This is a genomic window from Amycolatopsis sp. NPDC058278 (assembly GCF_042881395.1).
GTDB lineage: Bacteria > Actinomycetota > Actinomycetes > Mycobacteriales > Pseudonocardiaceae > Amycolatopsis.
On sequence record NZ_JBHVXZ010000123.1, the window covers coordinates 1 to 22,525 of the forward strand.

The window sequence follows — 22,525 nt, forward strand, 5'->3', positions numbered from 1 at the left end:
TAAAATATTTGTTCGTGCCCCCTCTCTTGTTTTGGGGGCCCCAACGCCCTAGGTCAGGCATTAAGGGCAGGCCGGGGGCCTGCCCTGGTTGCTTCGGGGCCACCCACCACCCACTCAGCAGATGGTCACCCCTACTGCGCCGACCAGCACACACAGACCAACTTGCGCCAGGCTAGCACCTACGACAAGCACATGACCGGCCCATGTAACCAAATCCGCATCCGACCACGATATCCCCCTTAAATTGCCTTAATTTCGCAGCCAAAAAAGCCATTCCGAGTGGAATACCGCAAGCAGACACGATAATATAGAAATCGCAAGGTGATCGGGACTGCAAGCCCGAGAACCGCAGATCTACTACGTAAGGATCGATCATCATGGTTTCGACCATCCGCCGTAAGCACCGTCCCGGCATCAACCGCGCCATAGAAGCCTTACAGGCGCAGCCGCCACGCGTGCGGACCGCGCTCACCGAACTGCGGAATGTCTTCACCGAGAGCGGGGAGAACCCGCCCGCGATCCTCGCCGCGTGCGCAACCCTGCTCAACACCGACGCCGCGATCAGCGGTGACGTCCTCGCCGCCGTGCGCGCCGCTCACGCCGAGTGGGACAGCTACGGCGACACCGAGCGCGAGCTGTTCAACCGGTGCGTGTACACCAGCGAGACCCGCCGTGCCGTCGCCGTGACCGAGGTGAACGACGTGACGGCGATGCTGCGGGAAACGCCCCGGCGGATCGCCGACGCGCTCAACGGGTTGCGGTGGCTCAACGCCCAGACCCAGTACGCGCACAAAGACGTGTTCACCGTGTGCGGGACGCTGCTGAAGAACCCCAGCGCCACCCACCCCGCCATCGTCGACGCCATCCAGACCGCCTACAGGCTGTGGCCGGGCCTGGCCGAGGACATCCGCACGCTGGTGATGGCGTGCGTGTACGCCAGCAAGGCCCGCGCCGAGCACGCCCGCGCCCGCACCGCCGCGCGGCAGCAGGCCACCACCGCCGAAGCGGCCGAGCCGCACCGGTGCCGGAGCTGTGACGGCAACCTGGCCGACACCCCGGAACTCCCGTACTGCTCCGACGCCTGCCGCCGGGAAGCCGAGTCCGCGCAGCGCCCCATGCCGGGCGAGCACACCGCAACCGGGGAACCGGCCGAGCCTGCCACCGCACCCGAGGTCATCGCGCCCGCCCCGATGACCGATGCCGCCGCCGAGGTGAAGCCGAAGACCACGGCCAAGCGCACGAGCACAGCGAAGGCCGGACACGAGCCGATCGAGAAGAAGGCGAACAGCCGTTACGTCGTCGGCGAAGTCGAAACCCAGTATGACGAGCAGTGGCGGCAGATTGAGCAGGCGATCCCGACCGCCGGTTTCGTACGCAAGGACGAGCTCGGGGTGGACCTCTACGAGCAGGAGCGGCAGCGTCACGCCGACCTGGACGACAGCAGCGACGCGGCCCACGACCTGACCGGCTACACGCTGTCCGATGAGGACTACGAGCGGCTTGCCTTGCTCCCCGTCGCGCCGGGCGGGTTGTGCGTGGCGTGCAACCTCGAACGCACCCCCGTCGAGCAGCGCGCGCACACCGGTGACCGCCGGTGCGAGATGTGCCGGGACCGCGACATGCCGCCTCTGTGTGTGTTCGCGCCGTTCCGCGAACTCGCCGCCGTCGCTTGACCACTCCCGCCAGCGGGGGCACCCGAACCGGGTGCCCCCGCGCCCACCCGAATTAGGAGCCGCCACCGTGCGCATCTTCCACGACATCCTCGCCGACATCGAGCGCGAGCTAGCCGCCGCCGACATGATCCCGACCGACGCACCGGCGTCCGTCACGGCATTCCTGCGCGAACTGCTCGCCCGCCACCTCCGGACGCTCCCCGCCCCGAACGGCGGCACGGTCGACGCCGTGCCCGCCGCCGCGATCCGCTTGGAGCTGGGCTACCTCACCCGGTACGGCCAGCTTTAACGCCCGTCCTCGCCCAAAGCTGCCGCCGATCTCCCGATCGGCGGCAGCTTTCTTGTGCCCGCACCCGGGGGACCGCCCCGGCGCCGGCAGACGGCGCCCGGGGCGCCTTAGTGCAGGCGCCGGCGCTCGACCCGAAGTTTCGATCACCACAACCCCGCCCCACCAACCCCGCCCCGCCTACCGCACCCCGCCCACCACCACACCCCAGCCCCACACCACCCCACCGCCCACTCACCCCGCCGACCACGCCACCGCCACCACCTCACCCAGCCTGCCCCCTACCCCGCACACAGCACATCTTGCAGACGTTCTGAACCGGGTGGGCGCCGCCGCCTTTTCGGCGTAGTCTGGTGTGGACATGATGGGCTTGCGGAAGCTGAGCCCTGGTGGTCATGAGTACCTCACGAATACGGTGGCGTGCGCCGATCGCAGCCGTGAGCTCGCACCCGGCGAGCTGTTAAGTGACTACTACCTCTCCCGTGGTTACCCGGCAGGCCAATGGTTCGGCGCCGGAGCAGAGCACTTAGGACTCTCCGGCGCAGTCACCCCTGCCCAGATGAACGCCCTCTTCGGCGAAGGCCGGCACCCCAACGCCGACGCCATCGAAGCCGAGATGATCGCCGACGGCGCCACCGCCGAAGAAGCACTGAAAGCCACGCGGCTGGGGCGACGGTTCCCGCAGTACTCCGCACTCGATCATCTGCGCTCCCAGGTGTCGCAGGCGTACAAGGACCACAACCGACTGCACGGGCGTCCGATCGGTGCGCCGATCTCCGCGCAGAAGCGTGCCGAGCTGCGTCGCGGCGTGCAACTGCAGGCCTACCGCAAAGCCCACGACGGCAACGGACCCGCCAGCGACGAGGAGCTGAACAAGTGGCTGGCAGAGCAGAAACGGAACCTCAAGTCAGCGGTGTCCGGGTTCGAGATGGTGTTCGCGCCGGACAAATCGGTGTCGATCGCGTGGGCGATGGCGCAACCGGCGGAGCGGGAACTGATTGCCGGACTGGTCCGCGAGGCCGCTCGTGACACGTTGTCCTGGGTGGAGGGCAACGTCGCGTTCACCCGCCGCGGGAACATGGGCGAGGCCCAGGTCGACGTCAACGGGATCACCGCCGCGTTGTTCGAGCACTGGGACTCCCGCGCCTCCGACCCACACCTGCACATCCACGCCCTGATCTCCTCGAAGGTGCAACGCAGCGACGACGGCGAATGGACCGCCCTCGACGGCCGCACCGTCCTGGCCGCGACCGTCACCGCGTCGGAGTACTTCGACAACCGCCTGCGCGACCTGTTCCGCGAACAGGGCGCCTCCTGGGTGCAGCGGGGCGCCGAGGGCGTGGATATGAAGCGCCCGGTGTGGCAGCTCGAGGGGATCCCGGTCGAGCTAGTCAAGCTGTTCTCCCAGCGCCACCGCCAGTTCGAAGCCGCCCGCGCAAAACGCATCGTCGAGTTCAAGGCCCAGCACGGGAAGGAGCCGACACCGAAGGACATCTTCGCCATCGACCGCGCCGCCCAGTACGACAACCGACCCGGCAAACAGCCTCCGAAGACCCTGCCTGAGCATCTGCGCGCGTGGCGCGCGCACGCTCTCACCCTCGTTCCCGCGAACGTGCTGGACACGCTGAGCCGGAAGGTGTTCCTCGGTGGACGCGCCGAGCCGGACGCATTCGACATCGCCAAACTCGCCGAGGTCACGCGGGAGGTGGTATCGGACAACTACGCGCACTTCTCCTGGTGGAACCTCGCCGCCGAAGCCCACCGCCAGTCCGCGCACCTGCGGATGCCCGTCGACAAGCGCGGACAGCTGATCGTCGACATCGTCGACACCATCCTGGCCCAGCCCGACACCCTCGCCCTCGTCGGCCCGACCGCGGTCAACGAGCCAGCCTCGCTGCGTCGGCGAGACGGCGAGTCGGTGTTCGTGGAGCACAACTCCACCCGCTACACCACCACCGCCACCCTCGCCGCCGAGGGCGACTTGGTCGCCTGGGCACGCCGCGGAGGCGGCCACCGCCTGCGCGCCGACACCGTCGAGAAGGCCCTGGCGGGCCAGCGGTTGAACGCGGGGCAGACGGAGATGGTGCGCCAGTTCGCCCGCTCCGGACGGCGCCTGCAGCTCGCGTTGGCCCCGGCCGGCGCCGGGAAGACCTCGGCGATGAAAGTGCTGGCGACCGCGTGGCGACGCACAGGACACCGCGTCTACGCCTTCGGCCCCTCCGCCCGCGCGGCCCAAGAACTCGGAGCGTCGATCGGCGCGAAGCCGCACACCCTGCACCAGCTGACCACCGCGCTGCGGTTCGGGTTCGCCCACCGCGCGTTCCCGATGGAGGCCGGCGACCTGGTGATCGTCGACGAGGCGGCCATGGCAGGCACCCACACCCTGCACAAAGTCGTCAAGTACGCGCTGAACAACGGCGCGGACGTGCGGCTGATCGGGGACGACGCGCAGCTGGCCGCGGTCGAGTCCGGGGGTGCGATCCGGCTGATCGCCCACGATGTCGGCGCCGTGCGGTTCCAGGAGATCGTGCGATTCCGTGGCGACGACCGGGAGGAGCAGGCCGCGGCGTCGTTGCAGATCCGGGCCTGGAACCCCAAGGGGCTTGAGTACTACTTCGAGTCGGGCCGGGTCAGTGGCGGGTCGCTGGAGACGATGCGTGACGCCGCGCGCTCGCACTGGCAGGCCGATCTCGACGCCGGTGTGCAGTCGCTGCTGATCGTGCCGACCAACGAGGACACCGTCGCGCTGAACATCGACGCCCGCGAACGGCGCCTCGGGCGTGGTGCGGTCGACCGGGGTCGGGAGGTGGAACTACACGACGCCACCACTGCGAGCGTCGGCGACTGGGTCGTCACCCGGCACAACCAACGGCTGCTCTCGCTGTTCGGGGGAAAGGACTTCGTCAAGAACGGCGACGTCTGGACCATCACCGACGTCCACGCCAACGGCAAGATCACCGTGCAACACAAGGTGCACAAGGCCGCGATCACGCTGCCGGCCGGGTACGTCCAGGCCCACGTCGAGCTCGCCTACGCCGCCACCATCAACCGGGTCCAGGGCATGACCAGCACCGGCAACGCCCACTTGCTGGTCCCGCCGACGATGGCCCGCGAGCAGTTCTACCCCGGCATCACCCGCGCCATGCTCGGCAATTTCATCTACGTCGTCACCCACCACCACGTCATCGACCAGCACCGCGAAACCCCCGACCCGGTGTCTCCGGAGTCGGTGCTGACCGGGGTGCTGAACCACTCCGGCGCCGAGGTCTCGGCCACCGAGACCTTGCGGGAGGCGCAGGACGAGGCGGTGTCGATGGGCACGCTGGTGTTGCGCTACAACTACACCGCCACCTACCGCGACGAGGACCGCTACCGCGACGTCCTCACCCGACACGCCCCCTCAACAGTCGATCTCGACAGTGAACCGGCGCTGATCCAGACATTGCGCAACGCCCATGACCTCGGCTGGGAACCCGATCCTCTTGTCGCCGCGGTCATGCGCTGGCGCCAGTCCCTCGACGACGCCGACAACCCGGGCGCGGCGCTGCAAGCCCGGATCCGAAAGCACCTTGAACGCCGTCCGCCACCCTCACCGACCGCTCCGCCCCACCCTGCGGATATCACTCGCTGGCGGGGCATCGTCGACGCAATCGCGCCACACGCCGCCGTCGAAGACCCGGAATGGCACAAGATCTGGCAGCGCGCGGCCGGCGGCCTGGCGGCCGGATTCGACATCGACGCCGCCCTGACCGTCGTCGTCCACCAGCTCGCCGCACGCCCGGCAGTGCCGGATCCAATGCCGGATGACCGCTACGCCGACGCCGCTCTCGCCGCCGAACTGGAACGCCGACGTGAGCGCGGAGAAGCCCACGTGCGCGCCGTTCCCTGGCTGGCCCGCCCCGACTTCGCCCACGTCCGCCACCACCCAGGACATGCCCAGTACCTGCACGAGATGAACCAAGCCATCGCCGAGCGCGTCGAGCACCTGCGCGCTGCGGTGATCCGCGACCAACCCGACTGGGTCTCGGCGCTCGGGCCGCGGCCAGCCAACCCGATATCGGCCGAGGACTGGGACGACCTTGTCGGCCTGGTCGCCGCCTACCGCGAAACCTTCCGCATCAAGGGCGAGTCTGCGCTGGGCGCCAAGCCCGATAGCCACGGCGCGCGGGCACGTGCCTGGCACACCCTGACTGAGCGCTGGGACGCCTTCGGTCACGCGCAAGCGCCCGCCTCGTCCGCGCCCCCGAAGCCAAGCGCGGCGGCTCAGACCGGCGAGCTGGACGATGTGTTCGCCGAGTTCGAGCACGCCGAGGAACGAGTCGTTCTCGAGCCCCTCAACGTGCTCCTTCGCCGCTATGAGCTGCTGGCCCGCGACGGTGATGAAGACCGTTACCTCGACATCTTTGCCCGCTACGTTCCCGGCGCGGTCAACGTCGGCGCCGAGCCCGCCGCGCTGAACGCGCTCGCCAACGCCCAGGATCAGGGCTGGCAGGCCGAACGGCTGGTACGCAAGCTCACCGACGACAGCGGCTTCGCCGGGGCCAGCGATCCGGCCGCTGTCCTGGCCAAACGCATCTCCGCGCACGTCAGCGAGCACCAGCCGCCGGCACGGATCGGGGCACCGACCGACGAGCAGGTCGACCGGTGGCAAAGCATCGTCGCCCAGCATCTGCCGGACGCGATGGTGACCGACGAGCAGTGGGGCATCGTCTGGCGCCACGCCGCCGGCGGAACCGCACTCGGCCTCGACGCCGACACCGCACTCACCGAGGCCCTTACCCGCCTCACCGGCGACATCACCGGCGGCGCCGACGGTGACTACCGGCGTGCCGGTGAAGCACTCGTCGCCGCGTTGACTGACCACCACCGGGCCGGCGAAGGGCTACACGCCGCGCTCCCGTGGCAGGCTCAACCGGACTTCGGGACATCCGGTGAGCACCGCGGTGCGCTGGAGCGGTTGGACGGCCTCAACGGCGAGATCGCCGCCCGCGCCGACCAGCTGCTCGACCAGGCGCACCGTGAACAACCCCGGTGGGCCGCCCAGATCGGTCACCGCCCCCACGACTCCGGCCAAGCTGCGAGCTGGGATCAGGCCGTCCGGCTGGCCGCGGCGTACCGTGAAACCTACGGAATCGCTACCACCGATGCCGCCTCCCCGCTCGGCCTGCGACCCATCGGCAACGGCCCCAAAGCCGCGGCCTGGGACCAGATCACCACCCAATGGAGGCAGCTGATGACCACACCAGACCGGCAAGACGCCGCATCGGATGCGATGCTCACCGTCGAATCCCGCCGCGACACCCTCGACGCTCTGCGCGACGAGTTCACCAGCGGCGTCGCCGCACGCACCCAACAGCTGCAGGACCAAGACGAGAAGGAGCGGCGGGAGGCACGCCGCGACGAGGCCGAGGACGAGTACGACGACCGCCGGGAAACCTCCGGCGACGACCTGCACCGCGGCATGGGTTACTGACCGGCCCGTTGATCCGGGTCGGGCCGCTGCCGACCGTCAAGTACGTACACGACGCTGGCCTTCCCGTCGGGCGCGGAACGGCGCTCGACGTGAAACAGCGTGGTGGCTTCGATCAGTCCGCTGAGTTTCGGGTAGCCGTAGTTGCGGGCGTCGAAGTCCGGGCGCCGTTTGAGGATAATGTTCCCCACGGCACCCAGCGGCGCCCAACCGTCTTCATCGGAGGCCGCGTCGACCGCGCTGCGCAACAGCGTCACCAGGCCGGTGTCCTGCTTCAACTCGGCAGCTGATCGCCGCGGGCTTGCCTTCTCCGTCACGCCTACCGGGCTTACGGTGCTGGCTACGCGGACCAGGTTTTCGGTGTAGACGAACTTGTCGCACGCCGCGACGAACGGGGCCGGTGTCTTGCGTTCCCCGAATCCGTACACCGTCAGCCCGGACTCCCGCAGCCGTGACGCGAGACGGGTGAAGTCACTGTCGCTGGATACCAGGCAGAATCCGTCAAACCGGCCGGTGTAGAGCAGGTCCATCGCATCGATGATCATCGCCGCGTCGGTGGCGTTTTTGCCGGTGGTGTAGGCGAACTGCTGCATCGGCTGGATCGACGCGGTCAGCAGCTGTTCCTTCCAGCCGCGCAAGTTCGTTCCAGTCCAGTCGCCGTAGGCGCGTTTGACGTGGGCTGTGCCGTACTTAGCGACTTCGGCGAGTAGCCCGTCGATGTTGGCGGGCTGGGCGTTGTCCGCATCGATGAGCACGGCCAGCTTCGTTGCATCGGAGTTCACCACGCACCTCGTCTCTTCGCCCGCAACATCGATGATCGTCCCGGTGACGCGTGCGGAGCCTACGCTCCCATGAGCCGCTTGCGCCCGCACGACCGTCGGCTGACACGGCCCTGGTGTCCGGCCCAGCGAGCTGCCGAAGACACCAGTCGCGGCGCCGCCGCTCGGAGCGCTCGGAGCCAATTACGACGCCCGTACCGGCCATTCGACGTGTCCTGCCGGCGCGACCGTTCGCTGTCGTCGATCCGGCCTTGCGGCAGGGTTGACAGTTCAGTCGCGGCAGAGTCAGAACGGAGCTTCCGTTGGGACCTCCGTCCTGAGGATTCACCCCGATGAGATGAGGCGTCGAGATCGCCTACCTGCGTAACGCTGGCTTGAGCTACGCAGCGCCATGCACTGCCAGAAGGAACTTCTAAACGGTAAAGTTACTTGTAACCCCATTCATGCCAACGAACTTCAGTTCGACCCGAGCGATGGGTGTATTTGGTCTCACGCTAAAGTCGCACGTGGTACGGAGCACCATCAGTACCTCGGGCAGTACGCCTTCCTGGCTCACCGTCCGACCTCGGGGAAGAGGTCGGGTGACGGGCTTGACCGGGAAGGAGGACGAAGTTGTCCGAAAGTGAAAAGAAGGTCGGCAGGCGAAGAGGTCTGCGCCGCCTACCGGCGACGCGGCACCGGTCCAGCGAGACGGGGTGGCGCCCGTCCCGCTGGATTCCGGTCATCATCGCCTTGGCCAGGTGGGTGTACGACGTCCTGAAGGATGCCGGTCATCCCCTGATCAAGTGACCAGCCGGGTCGGGGTTCGAAGTTGATCGCTGCGCGCCCCGGCCCGGGCTTTAACGTTTTACTGCTTTAGCAGCAAAGCGCTAAAGTGATAGTAGCAGCAGTACCTCATTCGCTTGTCAACCAGAGTCATCATTGACTCGTCAGTCGAGTGCTTATCGCTTAGCAACTGGAGTCAGCATTCGCTCTTCACCCGCGCGCTGACCTGCTAGAACATCACCGCCGGCTCAGGGGCTGGAGTGAGTCTCGTCGGCCGCTGCAGACGCGGCAGCGCTGTAGTGGCACGCGAAGCGGCTATGCAACGGCTACTCCGTCCCTGCGGGTCGGCGGGCGTGGGTACGTCAAGGGACAGCGGCCGATCGCGTAGCCGTCGACGTACCTGTCCGTTGCCCCGATCGGCAGCAGCCGAATGCCGCGGCAGGAACGTGTACTTGTCGTCGGCCCCAGATTTGGGGGTGAGGCAGATGGGCAGCCGGAACCGCTCGTTCTCGCGGTTGGCGCGCACTCGGAGCTCCTTGGGCCAGGGCTTGATCATGGCGTCGGGTCCTCATCCAGCTCCACGGCCTCCGCATCCTGTGGCGGTGTAGCGCGCATGCCGGAGGTGAAGGCATGTTGGGCCTCCAGGGTGAAACGGTCGGTCAGTGGCGTCGCACCCACTGGCTTGTGGACCTCGGTGAGACATTGCTGGTGGGTCCACTCGGTGATCATGCGTTCGGCGAATCCGGCTCGCCACCGGTCGTGCCAGTACTGGGCGTCGCTGGCCTTGGCGTTCTTACCTACGTGCGCGGCCCGCCACGTGTAGGTCAGCGTCGCCAGTTCGGCCACCAACCCGGGGTGCTGTGGCCAGCAATCGGGGATCGCGACCGCGCGGGTTCCGCCTTTGCCGACGTAGGCGGCGTTGTAGTACTGCACGAAATTGGTGACCGTGAACACCGGGGTCTGCTCTCGGTGCTGCTTGTCCTCCGCGGCCGGCGGTGCCGGGAACGGCAACCACGGCGCCAGCCGCGGTTTGTCTTCGGCGTCGCTCTCCAGCTCCGCGATCTTCCCGTTGAGCTGCTCGATCTCCGACTGCTGGGCCTGCACCCTGTCCCATAGTTCCTCGGTCATCGCATCGAGCTCGGCGCGCGACCGGGCGGGCTGCTGTTGTTCCGGCCGCGTTGCGTCGTTCGGTCGCTCGGATTCCGGGGTGGTGATGTCGTCGTCCTCGGTCATCGGAGCGGCTCCTGAATGTGCGGACCGTGGACCGTCGTCGGCGGGAGCGGCCGGAGGTAACCGTCTGCGCCGACTGGAGCGTCGCCGCGGCGGATCGTCGCGACATCGGCCTGCAGCTGGGGCCAGTCCGGGCGTTGTCCGACGTCGACGGTGCGGCCGAGGATCGGGCGGAGGTTGCCGTGCAGGATCAGGACCCGGTCGCGATCGAGTGTGCGGATGTCCCCGGCGCGCAGCGTCGGAACGGTTTCCTCGCCGCTGGCGCCGCGTCCGGGGCTGAAGATCCCGTCGCTGTGGTGCTGGTGGGTTCGGCGGCGGTGGTGCCCGGACAATGTGGACAGCCACTCGAGGGTTTTGTCGTCCTTCAGCCCGGGGAACGCGGTGAGGGTGAGGGTGTTGTCGATCAGCTGCAGCCGCCCGGGTTCGCCGTAGAGCTCGTCCAGCTGGGAGCGCGACTGCGCGGACCAGTGGATCAGGACGCCGCGGCCGGCGGAGTCGGCGATGATCGCCGGCAGCCGCGGTACCGGTGTCCCGGCGAACAGCTCGTCCAGGATCGCCGTCGTCGGCGGTTCCAGACGGCGTCGTTCGTACCGCAGCGCGGTGTCCTGCGCCGTGGTGAGGATCTGCTCCACCAGGGCGGTCAGTACTGCGCGGGCCTGGGGCGCCTGGTGCTCGCCGGCGACGATGAACAGGCTGCCGCGGCGGCGCAGGAACTCGTCGATGTCGAGTTCCTGCCCCGGCGCGGGGGTGGCGAAGTAGCGGATGGCCGGGTTCATGAACGGCTCGATCGCCCGCCGCACGGACATCCAGACCGCATCGGCGGTCTCGGCGACCATTCCGATCTCCGAGCGCAGGTTGAACGCCAGCTCGGGGAACCGGTGCCGCAGCAGTTCCACCGGCTCCTGATCCGGTGGCTTGGTGACCGACCAGACGACAAGGTCGGTCACCGTCCGATGGTGCAGTGCCGCGGCCAGCAGGTATGCCTGCAGCACGATGGTGGCGCGGCCTCGGAACACCGCGTCGTTGCCGCCGACGTCTTCCAGCCCGAGTGAGGACGCTTCGATCAGCGTCTCAGCGCGCCGCAGCGCGACCGCGGGATCGGCGCAGCCGGTGACCGGGGACCAGCGGGTGTGCGCCGGCCAGGACAACGTTCCGGTGGCATCGATCACCAGCACCGGCCCGGCATCGGAGCGGCGGGTGCGGGCCAGCAGGCACCACTCGGCAAGGTCGTTCTTCGTCGTCGACGCGATCAGCGCGCCCGGCGCGGCGAGGACCTTGTGCACCAGATCCGTGCGCGACTTGCCGGAACGAGTCGGCGCGATCGTCCCGGTCGGGGTCTCCAGCGAGGTCACCAGCCGCTGGCGCTGGGGGCCCCGGTGCAGCGAGACCGCGATCTGTTCGACCGGCGCGGTCCGGCGTTGCTCGTCGGTGAGGTCACCGCGAGTCCACACCGCGGTCTTGCGCGCGGCCGCGACCGACAGAGTCCTGGCCATCTCGCGGCGGGTGGCGTGTCCCGGGTCGGTGGGCCCCTCCCGTCGCCAGACCGGGATCGCCACGCCGACCGTGAGACCGGCGGTGAGCATTGTGATCGTGGTGAACCAGACGTAGAACGCCAGCTGGTGATCGCTGATGGCGCTCGACCACGGGCCCGGCAGATGTGGTCCTGGGTCGGCGATGTGGAAGGCGACAGTGAGAGCGAATCCTGCCCACGTGGCGATCGGCGGCCACGTCCAAGTGCCGGCGGAGAATCCGGTGACGAGGACGGCGGTGGTGACGACGATCGCGCCGAGGAGGCAGACGATCGCCAGGGCGGCCATCGCCAGGCCCATCAAGGCGACGTCGCGGTCGAGGTTGAGGGTGTCGGTGCGTGTGCGCGGCATCGGCCGCTCCTCCCGGACAGCGGGAGAGCAGCACCACGGCGACGGTCATCGGAGTGGGCTCCCTCCCGGCGGCGGGGAGGGCGGACTGGGGTCGGCGATTCGGCGGATCGCGACGATCTTCGAGGCCCAGGCTGAGAGGGGTTCGAGGATGACGCCGGTGTCGGTGTCGTAGGCGTCGATGATCAACCCCTGCCCGGCGTACATCCCGACGTGCCGAGGCACCTGGGCGGTGCCGAGCGAGCCGGGGATGAACAACAGATCGCCGGGCTCGATTTGCTGGATCGACGCGACGGCGTGTCCGGCATGAACCTGGCTGACGGTGCCGGCCGGGATCCCGATTCCGGCGGCCGCCCAGGAGGCGAGCATCAGCCCGGAGCAGTCGTAGGCGTCCGGGCCTTTCGCGCCCCACACGTAGGGTTTGCCGAGCTGGCCCAGGGCGAAGCCGACCGCGGCGCGCTGGCGGACATCGGTCGGCAACGTGAACCCCGGTGGCAGCTTCGTCGGGTCGACCTGGCCGGGGTCGCGGGGGACATCGGATCCGCCCTGGTCCGGGCACAGCGTCTTCGCTTGCACCGCTTCCGTGTCGCCGCCGGGCGGTGCGGGTGGGGTGGGGTTGTCGGGGCCGGTCCAGAACCGGTCCACGATCGCTGCGGCGGCCGGTTCGCGTGGGGCGTAGCGGTCCGGGAAGCCGCTGCGCTGGACCGCCTGCTCCGCCTGCCCCGGGGCCATGGTGTCCCAACCCGGCAGGGCGATCAGGGCGTCGAGGAACTTGCCGGTGGCGTAGACGGGGTCGAGGATCTGCTCGCGGGTGCCCCAGCCTTGGCTCGGCCGCTGCTGGAAAACCCCGAGCGAGTCGCGATCGCCGTAGTCGAGATTCCGCAACCCGGACTCCACCATCCCGGTAGTGACCGCGAGGACCGCGGCCCGCCGCGGCAACCGGCGCAGCTGGACGACATCGACGATGGTGCGGGCGATGTCCATCTCTTCCGCGCCCAGTTGCTGCCGGCCCACCACGACCGACCCGCCGCCTGCGCCGCCCTGCTCGCACCCGCTCAATTGCACGACCGTTGCGGTAGCGGCCGGGCCGAACAGCACGGTCAATGCGAGGATCGACAGGAGAACGACACCGACGAGCGTGCCCGCCACGACAGCGAGCATGCTGTTGGGCCTCATGATGACGTCGCCATCATGTCGTTTCCGGGTAACGGATTCGGCTTCCGCATGAGCTGAGCGTTGGTGTCGAAGATCTGCCGCTCGATCCGGCTGAGCACGGTCTGAACCTTGAGCCCGGTCCGGTTCTCGATCTTCCACAGTGCCCGCCCCTGACGGTCATTGGCCCACCCGGTCGTGGCTTCCTGCTCCTTGTCCGAGAGAGCGAGAACGTCGGCCAGTTCGCTCGCCACTCGGGTTGACTGTCCAAGCAGGACCCGTATGGAGCACAGGGCAAGTAGGTCCCGGGCGATGGCGACTTCCTGGGAGCCGGTGGCACCAACGGAGAGAAGGTCACCGGGCTTGTGGCTGACCAGGACCTGGATCTTGCGTTCCGCGCGGGACAGCCGCAGTTCGCTGTCCACCGCCTGCACCGCGCGCAGCCCAAGCCGGAGCTGCCGCCAGATCTCGTCCCGGACGACGATCCGCAGTTCCCCGTCCTCCTGCAGATCCGTGGCCAGCGACGACCACGAGCCCAGACAGGTCAGCGCGACGGCGACGGCCTGGTCGCCGCGGGTACGTAACCGCGAGAGGTCCAGGCTCTGGATCGGGGCGTCCCAGTCGACGGTGAAGTTCGTGGCTGCGTCGAACAGTCCAGCCAGCGGGCCGCTGATCAAGTTGGCCAACGCGTCGGTGATCGAGCGCAGGTGGTCGAGGAACTGGCGGCGGCCGGCGAAGCGCAGGCGCTGCCACAGCTGCTCATCAGGCTCGGCCAGCATCCGGTGGACATCGGGAATCGTGATCGGCTTCAGGCGGGTGTAGCCGTCGCTGACGCCGAGCAGCTGCCGCAGCACCGCCGAGAGCGCGGCCTCGTCGGTGACGGTGGGCCGGTAGCCCTGGGCTTCGGCGAGCGCGACCAGCAGCTGCACCCACCGGCCCAGCACGCCGTCGAGCTCGTCGCGTTGCCGCTCGGTCGACCAGGTGTCCCAGCGCGCGGCCAGCGGGCCGAGGTCGAGGGCGTTGAGACGGGCGCTGCTGCCGCGACCGAGCATGATCGGCCTGACCCCGAGCGCGTGCAGCAGCGGGGTGTACTCGCCCTTGACGTCGCCGGAGATCAGGGTGCGGACGCCGGTGAGCATCATCCGCAGTAGGAACGCCACCACCGTCGAGGACTTGCCCCGGCCGGGCTCCCCGAAAAGGACCATGTTGGGGTTGGTGCAGATGGAGCGGAGGACGAACTCGACCGGGTGCAGGTAGAACGCGCCGCCGGAGTGGACGTCGTAGCCCATCCGCGCTCCGACCGCCGGCAGCGGGCTCGCCGCCAGCAACGGAAACAATCCGCCGATCTCGTGGGTTCCGGCCTGATACACCTGCAGCGGCGCCGCCACCGGCGACCACCCGTACCCGGGCCGGGCGAATCCCCGGCGCGGCGCGGTCCGCTGGTTTACGCGAGCCCTGCGGCCGTCCGGACGCTGACGTCCGAGCGGGCGTGTGCTGACCGCCGGTCCGAACGTGGCAAGCAGTTCCGCGACGGTCCGTTCGCTCTCGCGGCGGCTCACGACGCACCGCCCCGCAGCCGCGGCAGCCCTACCCCGACCGGCAGGACAGCGGCGACGAACCCGGCGTCCTGGGCCAGTTCCATCCGCAACAGCTGGAAGCGGCCGGCGATGTCGTTCTCCAACTTGGCCGCGTGGTCCTCGACGTTCCAGGTCTCGGGGATCGTGACTGCGGTGGCGACGGCGAAGCGGACGATTCCGTGCCCGGCCGCGACCGCATGCTCCTGCGCCCGGGCCCCGCCAGCCTCGCGGGCTTCGGCGGCACCGGAGTTGAAGCCCTTCGACGACTTCCAGTCCCGCACCACCCCGGTACGGAACCGCAAGCGACGTACCGCCTTGCGAGACCGGTGTTGCGACAAGGTTTCGTAGTGGATGGCCAGGCTGCGGCGCTCGCCGGCGGTCTTGACCGCCAGCAGCCCACCCAGCGATCCGAACACCGTCCCGGCCTCCGGCATCAGCACCGAGTAGGAGACGGTGGCGAAGCCGTCGTGCTGGTACGCCCGCGCCGACGGCGCCGGAGCGTGCACGGGACCCGCCGTCGCCCAGCGCACGCCGGCGTCGCCGCCGGCTTGGTGGCGGCGCGCGGCGAGACCGGCGGCGGTGGCCGGGTTGAACCCGGTGCGGATCGCCACGGCCAGTTCCGGACCCGAGAGCCACTTCACGCCAGTGGCACCGAGGCTCTTGAGCTTGTCCTCGAGCCCGTCGAGCACGCGGTAGAGCACTGCGGCCCGGCCGGCGACCCCACCACCGGCCGCGGCGGCCGGACGGCGCAGGGCGTCTTCGGTACCGGAGAGGGTGACAAATACTTCGTGCCGGACCGACACCGCTCCGACCAGCCGATCCAGCTCCGCGGTCGCCTGCTGAGCGAGGGCCGGGGCATCAGGAACGTCGTGTTCGGCTCGCCAGGCCTGGTAGTCGGCGCCGTCGTCGGGGACGGTGCGCACCAGCAGGCTCATCCGGTCGATGACCTCGCGATGCCCGATCGACAGCAGCAGGTTCCCGAGCCGGTTGGCCAGCCGCTCGCACTGGGCGTCCGACAGCATCCCGACCCCGGCGTGGGTCAGCCGGGCGGTGGCGCCCCACCGTCCGTCGCCGGTGTCGTGGATCAGGCACACCCGGCCCCGATCCCGCAGCGGTGGCCCGTCGGGGAACCGCAGCCGGGCCAGCACCCCGGGCAGATCCGGCTCATCCAGGTCGTGGGCTTGACCGGTGACGGCGCGGGACTGCCACCGCGACCAGCCCAGTGCGATCCCGGCGCGGTAGAGCAGCAGATGCCCCAGCCACCGCAGCGCCGGGCGGCCGCGGACCGGCACCACGACCAGTGTCGCCGCCGTGCCGCAGAGACCGCCCAAGGCGAGAGCCTGCCCGAAACGCCCGGCTGCCAGCGCAAGAATCACCGGCACGGCCAGCCCGACACACACGAACGCCTGGACCGGGGTGAGCCCGATGATCCAGCCCGCGCGCTCCTTGCGCGACAGTCCTTTGTAGATCCGGGTCGCGGCGCTCACAACAGCACCGCGGCTTCCTCGGCTTCACCGGCCGCTGCTCCGCCGCCATCGTCGGGTCGTGGGCCCTTGTCGGGCTTCGGGTCCGGTGGTGTTGGTGGACTGGTGTCGCCAGGTGGGTCTGGAGGTGGTGACTGGCCGTCATCGCCTTCGTCGTCGACGGACCCGGTCAGGCTCGCTTCGCCAGGGTCGCTGGCCTCGGGGGTGGGCGGCTCTGTCGGATCGGTTCCTGCGTCTCCGTCACCGCCGCGGGAGTCGCCGGTTGTGGACTCGCCGGCGCCGGGCGCCGTGCCGGGCGCACTTGCGTCGTCGGGCGCGTGCTCGTTGCCGGTCGTGTCGAGCGGCCCGGCGGTCGTGTCGTCCTCGGCGGCGGCCTGGTCGAAGCGGTCGACGTTGGCCTGCTCCGGGCTATCGCCACCGTCTCCGCTTCCGCCGTTTCCGTTGTCGGCGAGCTCGTTGCGGGCCTTGTTCGAGAACGCTCCGGCGATGCGCCCGGCGATGCTGTTGGCACCGTAGGAGTCCAGGCTGGCGTCCGAGAGCTTGTCCCGGAACACCCTCTGCGGATCGGAGTCCGGATCGACGAACGCGAACAGCTTGAACAGCACCAACGGCACACACAACGCGACGAATAGGACCCCGATGCCGGCCAGCAGCCCGGACAGGCCCTGCGCGCCGCCGACGATCGCGACGGCCAGCACCAGCACGAACGCCAGGGCGGGCTTCATCACGATGGCGACCAGGCCCCAGCGGACGACTTTCCAGTACCACCGCGCGGTCACCTCCGCCACCAGCCCGGCCGCGGCGATCGGGATCGTCGCGACCACGACGTAGATCGCAGCCTCGCGGAATACCGCCTCGACCGCGAAGCCCAGCCCGGCGGGAATCACCCCGAAGGCCCCGGCCAAGCCGAGCACGACGTTCTTGACCTCGTCCGACAAGGCGTCGGTGAAGCCGGTCATGTTCAACGCGTCGCGGAAGTTCCCCACCCGCAGCCCGGTGGACAAGATCGCTTCGGTCAGGCCGTCGGCAGCGGCGAGCAATGCCGCGACCACGCCGACGGTCACAGCAAGTGCGATCCCGTACTGGACCGGCCCGGTGATCAGTCGGACGAAGCCGCGTCCGCCATGCAGGACGGTGGTGATGATCTGCCAGAAGAACATGCCCAGCGCGATGGCGCCGGAGATCCACAGCGTCATCGGCCACAGGATCGAGACCGGTCCGTCCGTGGTGGACACGGTGAGGATGGAGAACTGGTCGACGAGCTCGAACGCGGTCCGCAGGATGAACAGGGCCGCGGCCCAGGTGGCCGCCATGAACGGCTCGAGGATTCCCGCCGCGGTCGCGCCGATCGCCTTGCCGGCGATGCTGCCCAGCTTGCCGAGCAGGTCCAGGGGGTTCACCGGGCACCGTCCCGGTTCAGGGACCGGTAGCCGGCGCGGACCGATTCGATGCTGCCCGGCCACGCGCAAGCGGCGTAGGCGGCGCGGGCCCCGGACGCGATGCGCCAGGCGGTACCGGTCCAGCGCAGGGCCTGGCAATCGCCGATGCCCATGCTCGTGGCTTGGCCCTGGTAGTCGAAGCTCAGCTGCCCGAGCGTGCACACCACCGCGAACCGGTCGCCGTCGGCGGTCCCTTTGATCAGCCCCTGGGTGACCTCGTAGGTCACCGTCAGGCCGGGCTTGAGCTCGCCGGGGCGGATGCCGGCGTTCTCCCGGAACGAGGTCAGCAACGCGAGCGGGCCGCTACCTTGCGGAGAGGGAGCGTGCGGGAGCGCGGATTCGGTGTAAGCCCGCAGGTACGTGGCCGGGTCACCGCCGCGCAGCGCAGTCTCGTTGAAGTCGGTCAGCCAGCCCAGCGCGCCTTCCCCGGTTGCCGGGAACCCGTCGGAGATCACGCGGTCCGCGATCGGGGCCGGTCGCGGCACGGTGATCGGCGGCCCGGCGGTGGCGGTGGTGAGTTCGTGCGGTAGTGCCGCCTCGGGCGGCAGGGTCAGCATGGGGCGGGTGGCCAGCGCGGTCGCCTCGTCGACCGGCGCCGTGGGTGTCGGCGAGGGCGCGACGCCGGGCGGAGTCGCTGCCGGCGACGGCGAAGGCGGTGCTGTTGTGTGCCGGGCAAGGAGCACGACCGCGATCACGACGACGAGCAGGACCGCGATGGTGATCAGTCGGCGCGCTTTCGTTCGCGGGCGCGACGGTTCAGGAGAGGTGAACATGGCTCAGCCGCCCGCGAAGCTGTTGATGAGCGACCATCCGATGCCGTAGAGGATCGCGCCGGCAATGGCGCAGAGCATCATGACGACGCCGACTTTCCCGGCGCGGTGGTGATCGACCCAGCGGCCGCCGACCCAGACGATCAACCCGACGAAGAAGCCCAGGACGAGCGCGACTCCCGCGCCCCACTTGACGTTGTTGAGTAGCCCCAGGATCTTGTCGCCCCCGACCTCAGGCTGCACTGGTGTCGGATTCGGGATCTGGGCCAGCCAGTCGATGGCAATGTGCGCGAGCATGGCGCCCTCCGCATCGCACCGCCCGACGTCACGTCAGGCGGGTCAGGTGGGAGGGCGTTGAAGTTCGTGTCAGCTGAGCGGCGGGACAGGCTCAGTCGGTGTCGCCGTCGAAGACTCGACGGCCAGGCCGGTGGTCGATCCGCGGCCACCGTAGGGACAGGCGGTGTGTTCGCTGTGGCAGGACATGCCAGGAACGGAGCAGCTGTTCGGCGGGCGCTCGAAGCGACGACGGTGTCACGTCGGCGGTGACCCCGTGCTCCGCCACGTAACGCTCGCGCGGAAAGAACATCGTGTCGGGTAACAGGATGCTGGTGCGGCGGCCTGCGGTACCGGCCACCCCCTTCGGCCACCGGCGCGCGCCCACGACAAGCAGTTGCGTGGGCGGAGTCACCGCGGCCGCCCGCACCCACGGATCCAAGCGGGCCAAGACCTGTTCCGCGTGCGCGAGTCCCGGCACCGTAGGTCGTACCACCAGCGCGGGAATCGGTGACGGGCTGCCGACCCGCAGCCACTGTCCCGGCCCGAGCGCCGGGTCGGTCGCCAGCCGCCACGGGTCGTGGCCGATATCGACTACGGTCACGTCGACCCCGCGACCGCCAGGGTGCCAGTACGGCGGCGACGGGAACAGCACCGGCTCGACGCCGGTTTCCGACACGTCGAGGCGTGCCAGGACTGCGCGGGCGCGCCGGGAGAACCGGATACCTGCCGCTGGGCCGGGCCCGTCCCGCCGCGGCCCATCGGCCCGCGCAGCACGTCCGAGTCCGGATCGGACGGGATCGCCGGCGTCGATGAGCAGGACCGACCGGCCCGCCAGCTGGAGCGCATCGGCGATCGCGACGGCGGTGCTCGTGGCCCCGGCTCCGGGAGAAGCGGCCAGGACCGGCAAGACCCGGCCGAACGGCGACCAGTCGACCAGCTCGACCGCCTGCTCAGCGGACGTGGCCGGCTGCCCCTCGGTGTCCGTCGAGTCCACACGGGAGTCAACGTCCACGGTGAAGTTGTCGGATGCGGTCATGACGGGCCTCCCCTCAGCGGTGTTGGTGCGCCGGTGAAGGGTGCGGCGGTCACAGCGGGACCGTGCTCCAACCCCCTGATTGGGGTGGCGTGGGTTGCTTTCTCTCGACGTTCCGAAGATACTCGCAACAAGCGTGGTGCTTACTTCGATAGTAGACGCAAGCGGCGATGTGTCAAATGCCTGCTGACGGTGTACAGGACTGCACGCTTACCGATGTCGAGACGCGATGGGGGCGGACCGTGGCACGAGCATCCGACAACGGATCGAGGCCCGACGGTGACGACGCCCCCATCGCGGCGCCCTCGGCTGGCCTGCGCTCGCCGATCCCGCGCCGCCGTGCAGTCGACCAGGAGAAACTCACCGTCGCGCTGCTGAACCTGGACAGTTTCGCCGAGCGGTTGACCTACCTGTTCGACCACGCCTCGACCTACTACCTCCTGCGTGGGGACCCGGTCGTCGATCCCGACGCGATCGACCGGCTCACCGCTGAAGGCGATCCGACCTTCCTGACCTTCACCGCCAGGCCCCCGATGATCGCCCAGTGGGTACGGGACCGGACCGGGTTGCCGCTGGCCGAGCAGGCACTACGCAACTTCAAGGCCGGTATCCGGCAGAACAGCCGCCCCGCGATCACCCGGGCGTTGGCCGAGTTCTGGCGCATCCACCCGAACTTGCTCGACCCCAGCGTCCCGGCCACCGACTTCGCCCCGCCCCACGACGAAATTGCACGCAAGACCCATGAACTGGTGACCGAACTCGGCCTGGTCGGATTCAACGCACGCGACATCGCCAGCTCGATCGGCGATGCCCCCGAGGCCGACCGCAAACAGCTGCTGCAGGTGGTGGAAGAAATCGCGCGAGCCCGCCGCGCCGCCCGCGACAATCCTGCCTCCTGACGTCGCAGATTTACCGGCTCGGCAATCCCGCTTCCCGGAGTTTGCGGTGTGTCGCGCTGATTCTTGCGGCCATCCGCTGCACTCGGCGGTGGGTCAGTGCGTCGCCGACCTCGGCCAGCCAGCGCGTCCTGGCCGCGTCGTCGACATGCAAGCGTTCGGTCTCCGGCCACCATGCCGGGGACTCGGCGTCGTCGCCGTCCTCACCGGACAGATGCTCCGCGGACGGATGTGACAAATGCGCGACAACCGCGGCGATCGCGATCTCGATGTCGACGGCTGTCGCCGTCCCTGGCGGGACATAGACGTAGAGGGCAAGCGTGTGCAGTTCGTCGCGTATCGCGCGACGGATTCGATCGTCGATGAGCTGCTCGACAATCAGCAGCGCGTCTTCGATCTCGACCAGCTTCTGGGTCAGGCTCAGCGGGGGCGGGCGGCGGTGGGCGAGCAGCATCCGCAGCCGCTTCCACAGGCGCTCGATCGCGGCGTCCCGGCGCTGGGTGCGGCGCCGGTCGAGCCAGTCGAACAGCCGCCGGGTCGCCGCGGCGAACAGCGACCCGGCGACGAACAGCACCAAGCCGGCGCCGTCGGTGAACACTCCGAAATGAGCCCCGCGGGGCGGATGGTGCGGGTCGACCAGCAGTCGCAGCACGACACCGAGCCGCCAGGACAACCCGACCAGCGCCGCCGTGACCCCCAGCTGGGCCAGGGCGACGCCGCCGCGCACCCCGGCGACCTCGCCGCGGGCCACCACGGTCAGGCCCAGCAGGAGCAGCGCCAGCCAGCCGACCAGGTAGCCCAGGTAGATGGCGGAGTAGAGCTGCGAGGGCCAGGTCGGGTTCCGGGGCGAGGCGAAGAAGGACGTGTGCGCCCCGGCCAGCGTGTACAGGGTGACCATCGCCGCGGCGCAGACCACGAAGATCGTGACCACCGCCGGCATGGGCAGACGCAGCTGTCCCAGGGTGTGCAGGAACCCGGCGGTGAACACCATCGCCAGCATCGCCAGCACGTTCTGCGCCACGACCGCGGCGTTGTGCAAGCCCGTCAGCCGGTCGATCCAGTCCAAGGTCACCGGCGCCCCGGCGGCCAGCGACAACGCCATACAGGCGATGCCGGCGGTCAGGAAGTGCCGGCTGAGCGCGTAGCCGCTACCCCGGTTGACCACCGCTTTGCGGGCCGCCTCGACCACGCCCGCGGTTGCGGCGCCGAGCCAGAGGAGCGAGACCGCGTCAGGCATCTGCGCACAGGTGCCGACGTGACCCGAACGCCGCCCGCAGAGCCGTCCGGCCCGGCAGCCGATCGCGATGGCGTGCTGCCCCGGCCTTCACGTGTTCCCGCAGCAGGCACGCGAACTGCTCGGCTTCGACCTCCCACCGGTCGTCGGGGCGTGTGCGGCGGCCGCATGCGTAGTTACCGGGATGGCCGAGGATCCAGTGACCGATCTCGTGGAAGGCGATGTGCGCGGCGTGCGCCGGTACTGCTTTCGCGACGACCGTCAGCCAGCACTCTTCACGCGAGCGCGCCAGCAGACCGCTGGCTCCGCCTCGCTTCAGCGGCATTCGGCCCAGGATCACGGACATGCCCTGTTGCTGTCCCAGCGCGTCCAGGAACGCCCTCAATTCGAACGGATGACGGATCGGCAGGGCGCTGATGATGGTTTTGCAGCGCCGGATGAACTCGTGATCCCTGTGCTCGGTCGTGCTCACTTTCACCCCTGTGTGCTTTGACGTTTCCAGCCGGCCCCCGCCGGCACCCCTTGCTCGCCCGCCACCGTCGATGATCTTCATCGCGGCTGTTCAGGGCGTTGGAGCCATAGTG

The 22,525-nt window shown here is 69.3% G+C and carries 16 protein-coding genes; 4 read left to right on the plus strand and 12 right to left on the minus strand.

All coding sequences use genetic code 11. The features are described 5' to 3' along the window. Positions 1 to 377: 377 nt before the first annotated feature. The 3 genes from ACFVYA_RS40325 to mobF all read left to right on the plus strand — a co-directional run bounded on the left by ACFVYA_RS40325 (position 378) and on the right by mobF (position 7,432). Positions 378 to 1,673, plus strand: a complete 1,296-nt coding sequence (locus ACFVYA_RS40325) for a hypothetical protein (protein WP_387052628.1) — start codon at positions 378 to 380, stop codon at positions 1,671 to 1,673. A gap of 67 nt (positions 1,674 to 1,740) precedes the next feature. After that, positions 1,741 to 1,962, plus strand: a complete 222-nt coding sequence (locus ACFVYA_RS40330) for a hypothetical protein (protein WP_387052630.1) — start codon at positions 1,741 to 1,743, stop codon at positions 1,960 to 1,962. Positions 1,963 to 2,320: 358 nt separating this feature from the next. Further along, on the plus strand, positions 2,321 to 7,432 hold the full coding sequence (gene mobF, locus ACFVYA_RS40335) for a MobF family relaxase (protein ID WP_387052632.1): 5,112 nt from the start codon (positions 2,321 to 2,323) through the stop codon (positions 7,430 to 7,432). Here mobF and ACFVYA_RS40340 read toward each other — a convergent pair. From ACFVYA_RS40340 to ACFVYA_RS40385, 10 genes are all read right to left on the minus strand, one after another. Beyond that, positions 7,426 to 8,211 carry an NYN domain-containing protein gene (locus tag ACFVYA_RS40340; RefSeq protein WP_387052634.1) on the minus strand — a complete coding sequence of 262 codons (786 nt, stop codon included), beginning with the start codon at positions 8,209 to 8,211 and terminating at the stop codon, positions 7,426 to 7,428. The genes mobF and ACFVYA_RS40340 overlap by 7 nt on opposite strands. Before the next feature lie 1,314 nt (positions 8,212 to 9,525). Then, positions 9,526 to 10,206, minus strand: coding sequence for a hypothetical protein (locus ACFVYA_RS40345; RefSeq protein WP_387052636.1), 681 nt, complete (start codon positions 10,204 to 10,206; stop codon positions 9,526 to 9,528). Next, positions 10,203 to 12,083, minus strand: a complete 1,881-nt coding sequence (locus tag ACFVYA_RS40350; RefSeq protein WP_387052638.1) for a type IV secretory system conjugative DNA transfer family protein — start codon at positions 12,081 to 12,083, stop codon at positions 10,203 to 10,205. Before ACFVYA_RS40350 ends, ACFVYA_RS40345 begins: the two co-directional genes overlap by 4 nt. Before the next feature lie 45 nt (positions 12,084 to 12,128). Then, positions 12,129 to 13,241: a C40 family peptidase gene (locus tag ACFVYA_RS40355; protein ID WP_387052640.1), complete on the minus strand. Its 1,113-nt coding sequence runs from the start codon at positions 13,239 to 13,241 to the stop codon at positions 12,129 to 12,131. 11 nt (positions 13,242 to 13,252) lie between these two features. Next, positions 13,253 to 14,620: an ATP-binding protein gene (locus tag ACFVYA_RS40360; protein ID WP_387052642.1), complete on the minus strand. Its 1,368-nt coding sequence runs from the start codon at positions 14,618 to 14,620 to the stop codon at positions 13,253 to 13,255. Positions 14,621 to 14,787: 167 nt separating this feature from the next. Continuing rightward, positions 14,788 to 16,296: an SCO6880 family protein gene (locus ACFVYA_RS40365; protein WP_387052644.1), complete on the minus strand. Its 1,509-nt coding sequence runs from the start codon at positions 16,294 to 16,296 to the stop codon at positions 14,788 to 14,790. Next, positions 16,293 to 17,693: a hypothetical protein gene (locus tag ACFVYA_RS40370; protein ID WP_387052646.1), complete on the minus strand. Its 1,401-nt coding sequence runs from the start codon at positions 17,691 to 17,693 to the stop codon at positions 16,293 to 16,295. Before ACFVYA_RS40370 ends, ACFVYA_RS40365 begins: the two co-directional genes overlap by 4 nt. Next, on the minus strand, positions 17,690 to 18,505 hold the full coding sequence (locus ACFVYA_RS40375) for a hypothetical protein (RefSeq protein ID WP_387052648.1): 816 nt from the start codon (positions 18,503 to 18,505) through the stop codon (positions 17,690 to 17,692). The genes ACFVYA_RS40370 and ACFVYA_RS40375 overlap by 4 nt, the downstream gene beginning before the upstream one ends. Positions 18,506 to 18,508: 3 nt before the next feature. After that, entirely contained in the window at positions 18,509 to 18,799 is a 291-nt protein-coding gene (locus tag ACFVYA_RS40380; RefSeq protein ID WP_387052650.1) for a hypothetical protein, read from the minus strand. Between the two features lie 91 nt (positions 18,800 to 18,890). Then, positions 18,891 to 19,814: a hypothetical protein gene (locus ACFVYA_RS40385; protein ID WP_387052652.1), complete on the minus strand. Its 924-nt coding sequence runs from the start codon at positions 19,812 to 19,814 to the stop codon at positions 18,891 to 18,893. Between the two features lie 176 nt (positions 19,815 to 19,990). Here ACFVYA_RS40385 and ACFVYA_RS40390 point away from each other — a divergent pair, with 176 nt between their 5' ends. Next, the gene (locus ACFVYA_RS40390) at positions 19,991 to 20,710 is read left to right on the plus strand and encodes a hypothetical protein (protein WP_387052654.1); all 720 of its coding nucleotides are present in this window, start codon (positions 19,991 to 19,993) and stop codon (positions 20,708 to 20,710) included. A gap of 10 nt (positions 20,711 to 20,720) precedes the next feature. Here the strand turns inward: ACFVYA_RS40390 and ACFVYA_RS40395 are convergent, their stop codons facing one another. Continuing rightward, positions 20,721 to 21,944 carry a hypothetical protein gene (locus tag ACFVYA_RS40395; RefSeq protein WP_387052656.1) on the minus strand — a complete coding sequence of 408 codons (1,224 nt, stop codon included), beginning with the start codon at positions 21,942 to 21,944 and terminating at the stop codon, positions 20,721 to 20,723. Then, positions 21,937 to 22,494, minus strand: a complete 558-nt coding sequence (locus ACFVYA_RS40400) for a hypothetical protein (protein ID WP_387052658.1) — start codon at positions 22,492 to 22,494, stop codon at positions 21,937 to 21,939. The genes ACFVYA_RS40395 and ACFVYA_RS40400 overlap by 8 nt, the downstream gene beginning before the upstream one ends. Positions 22,495 to 22,525: the final 31 nt, after the last annotated feature.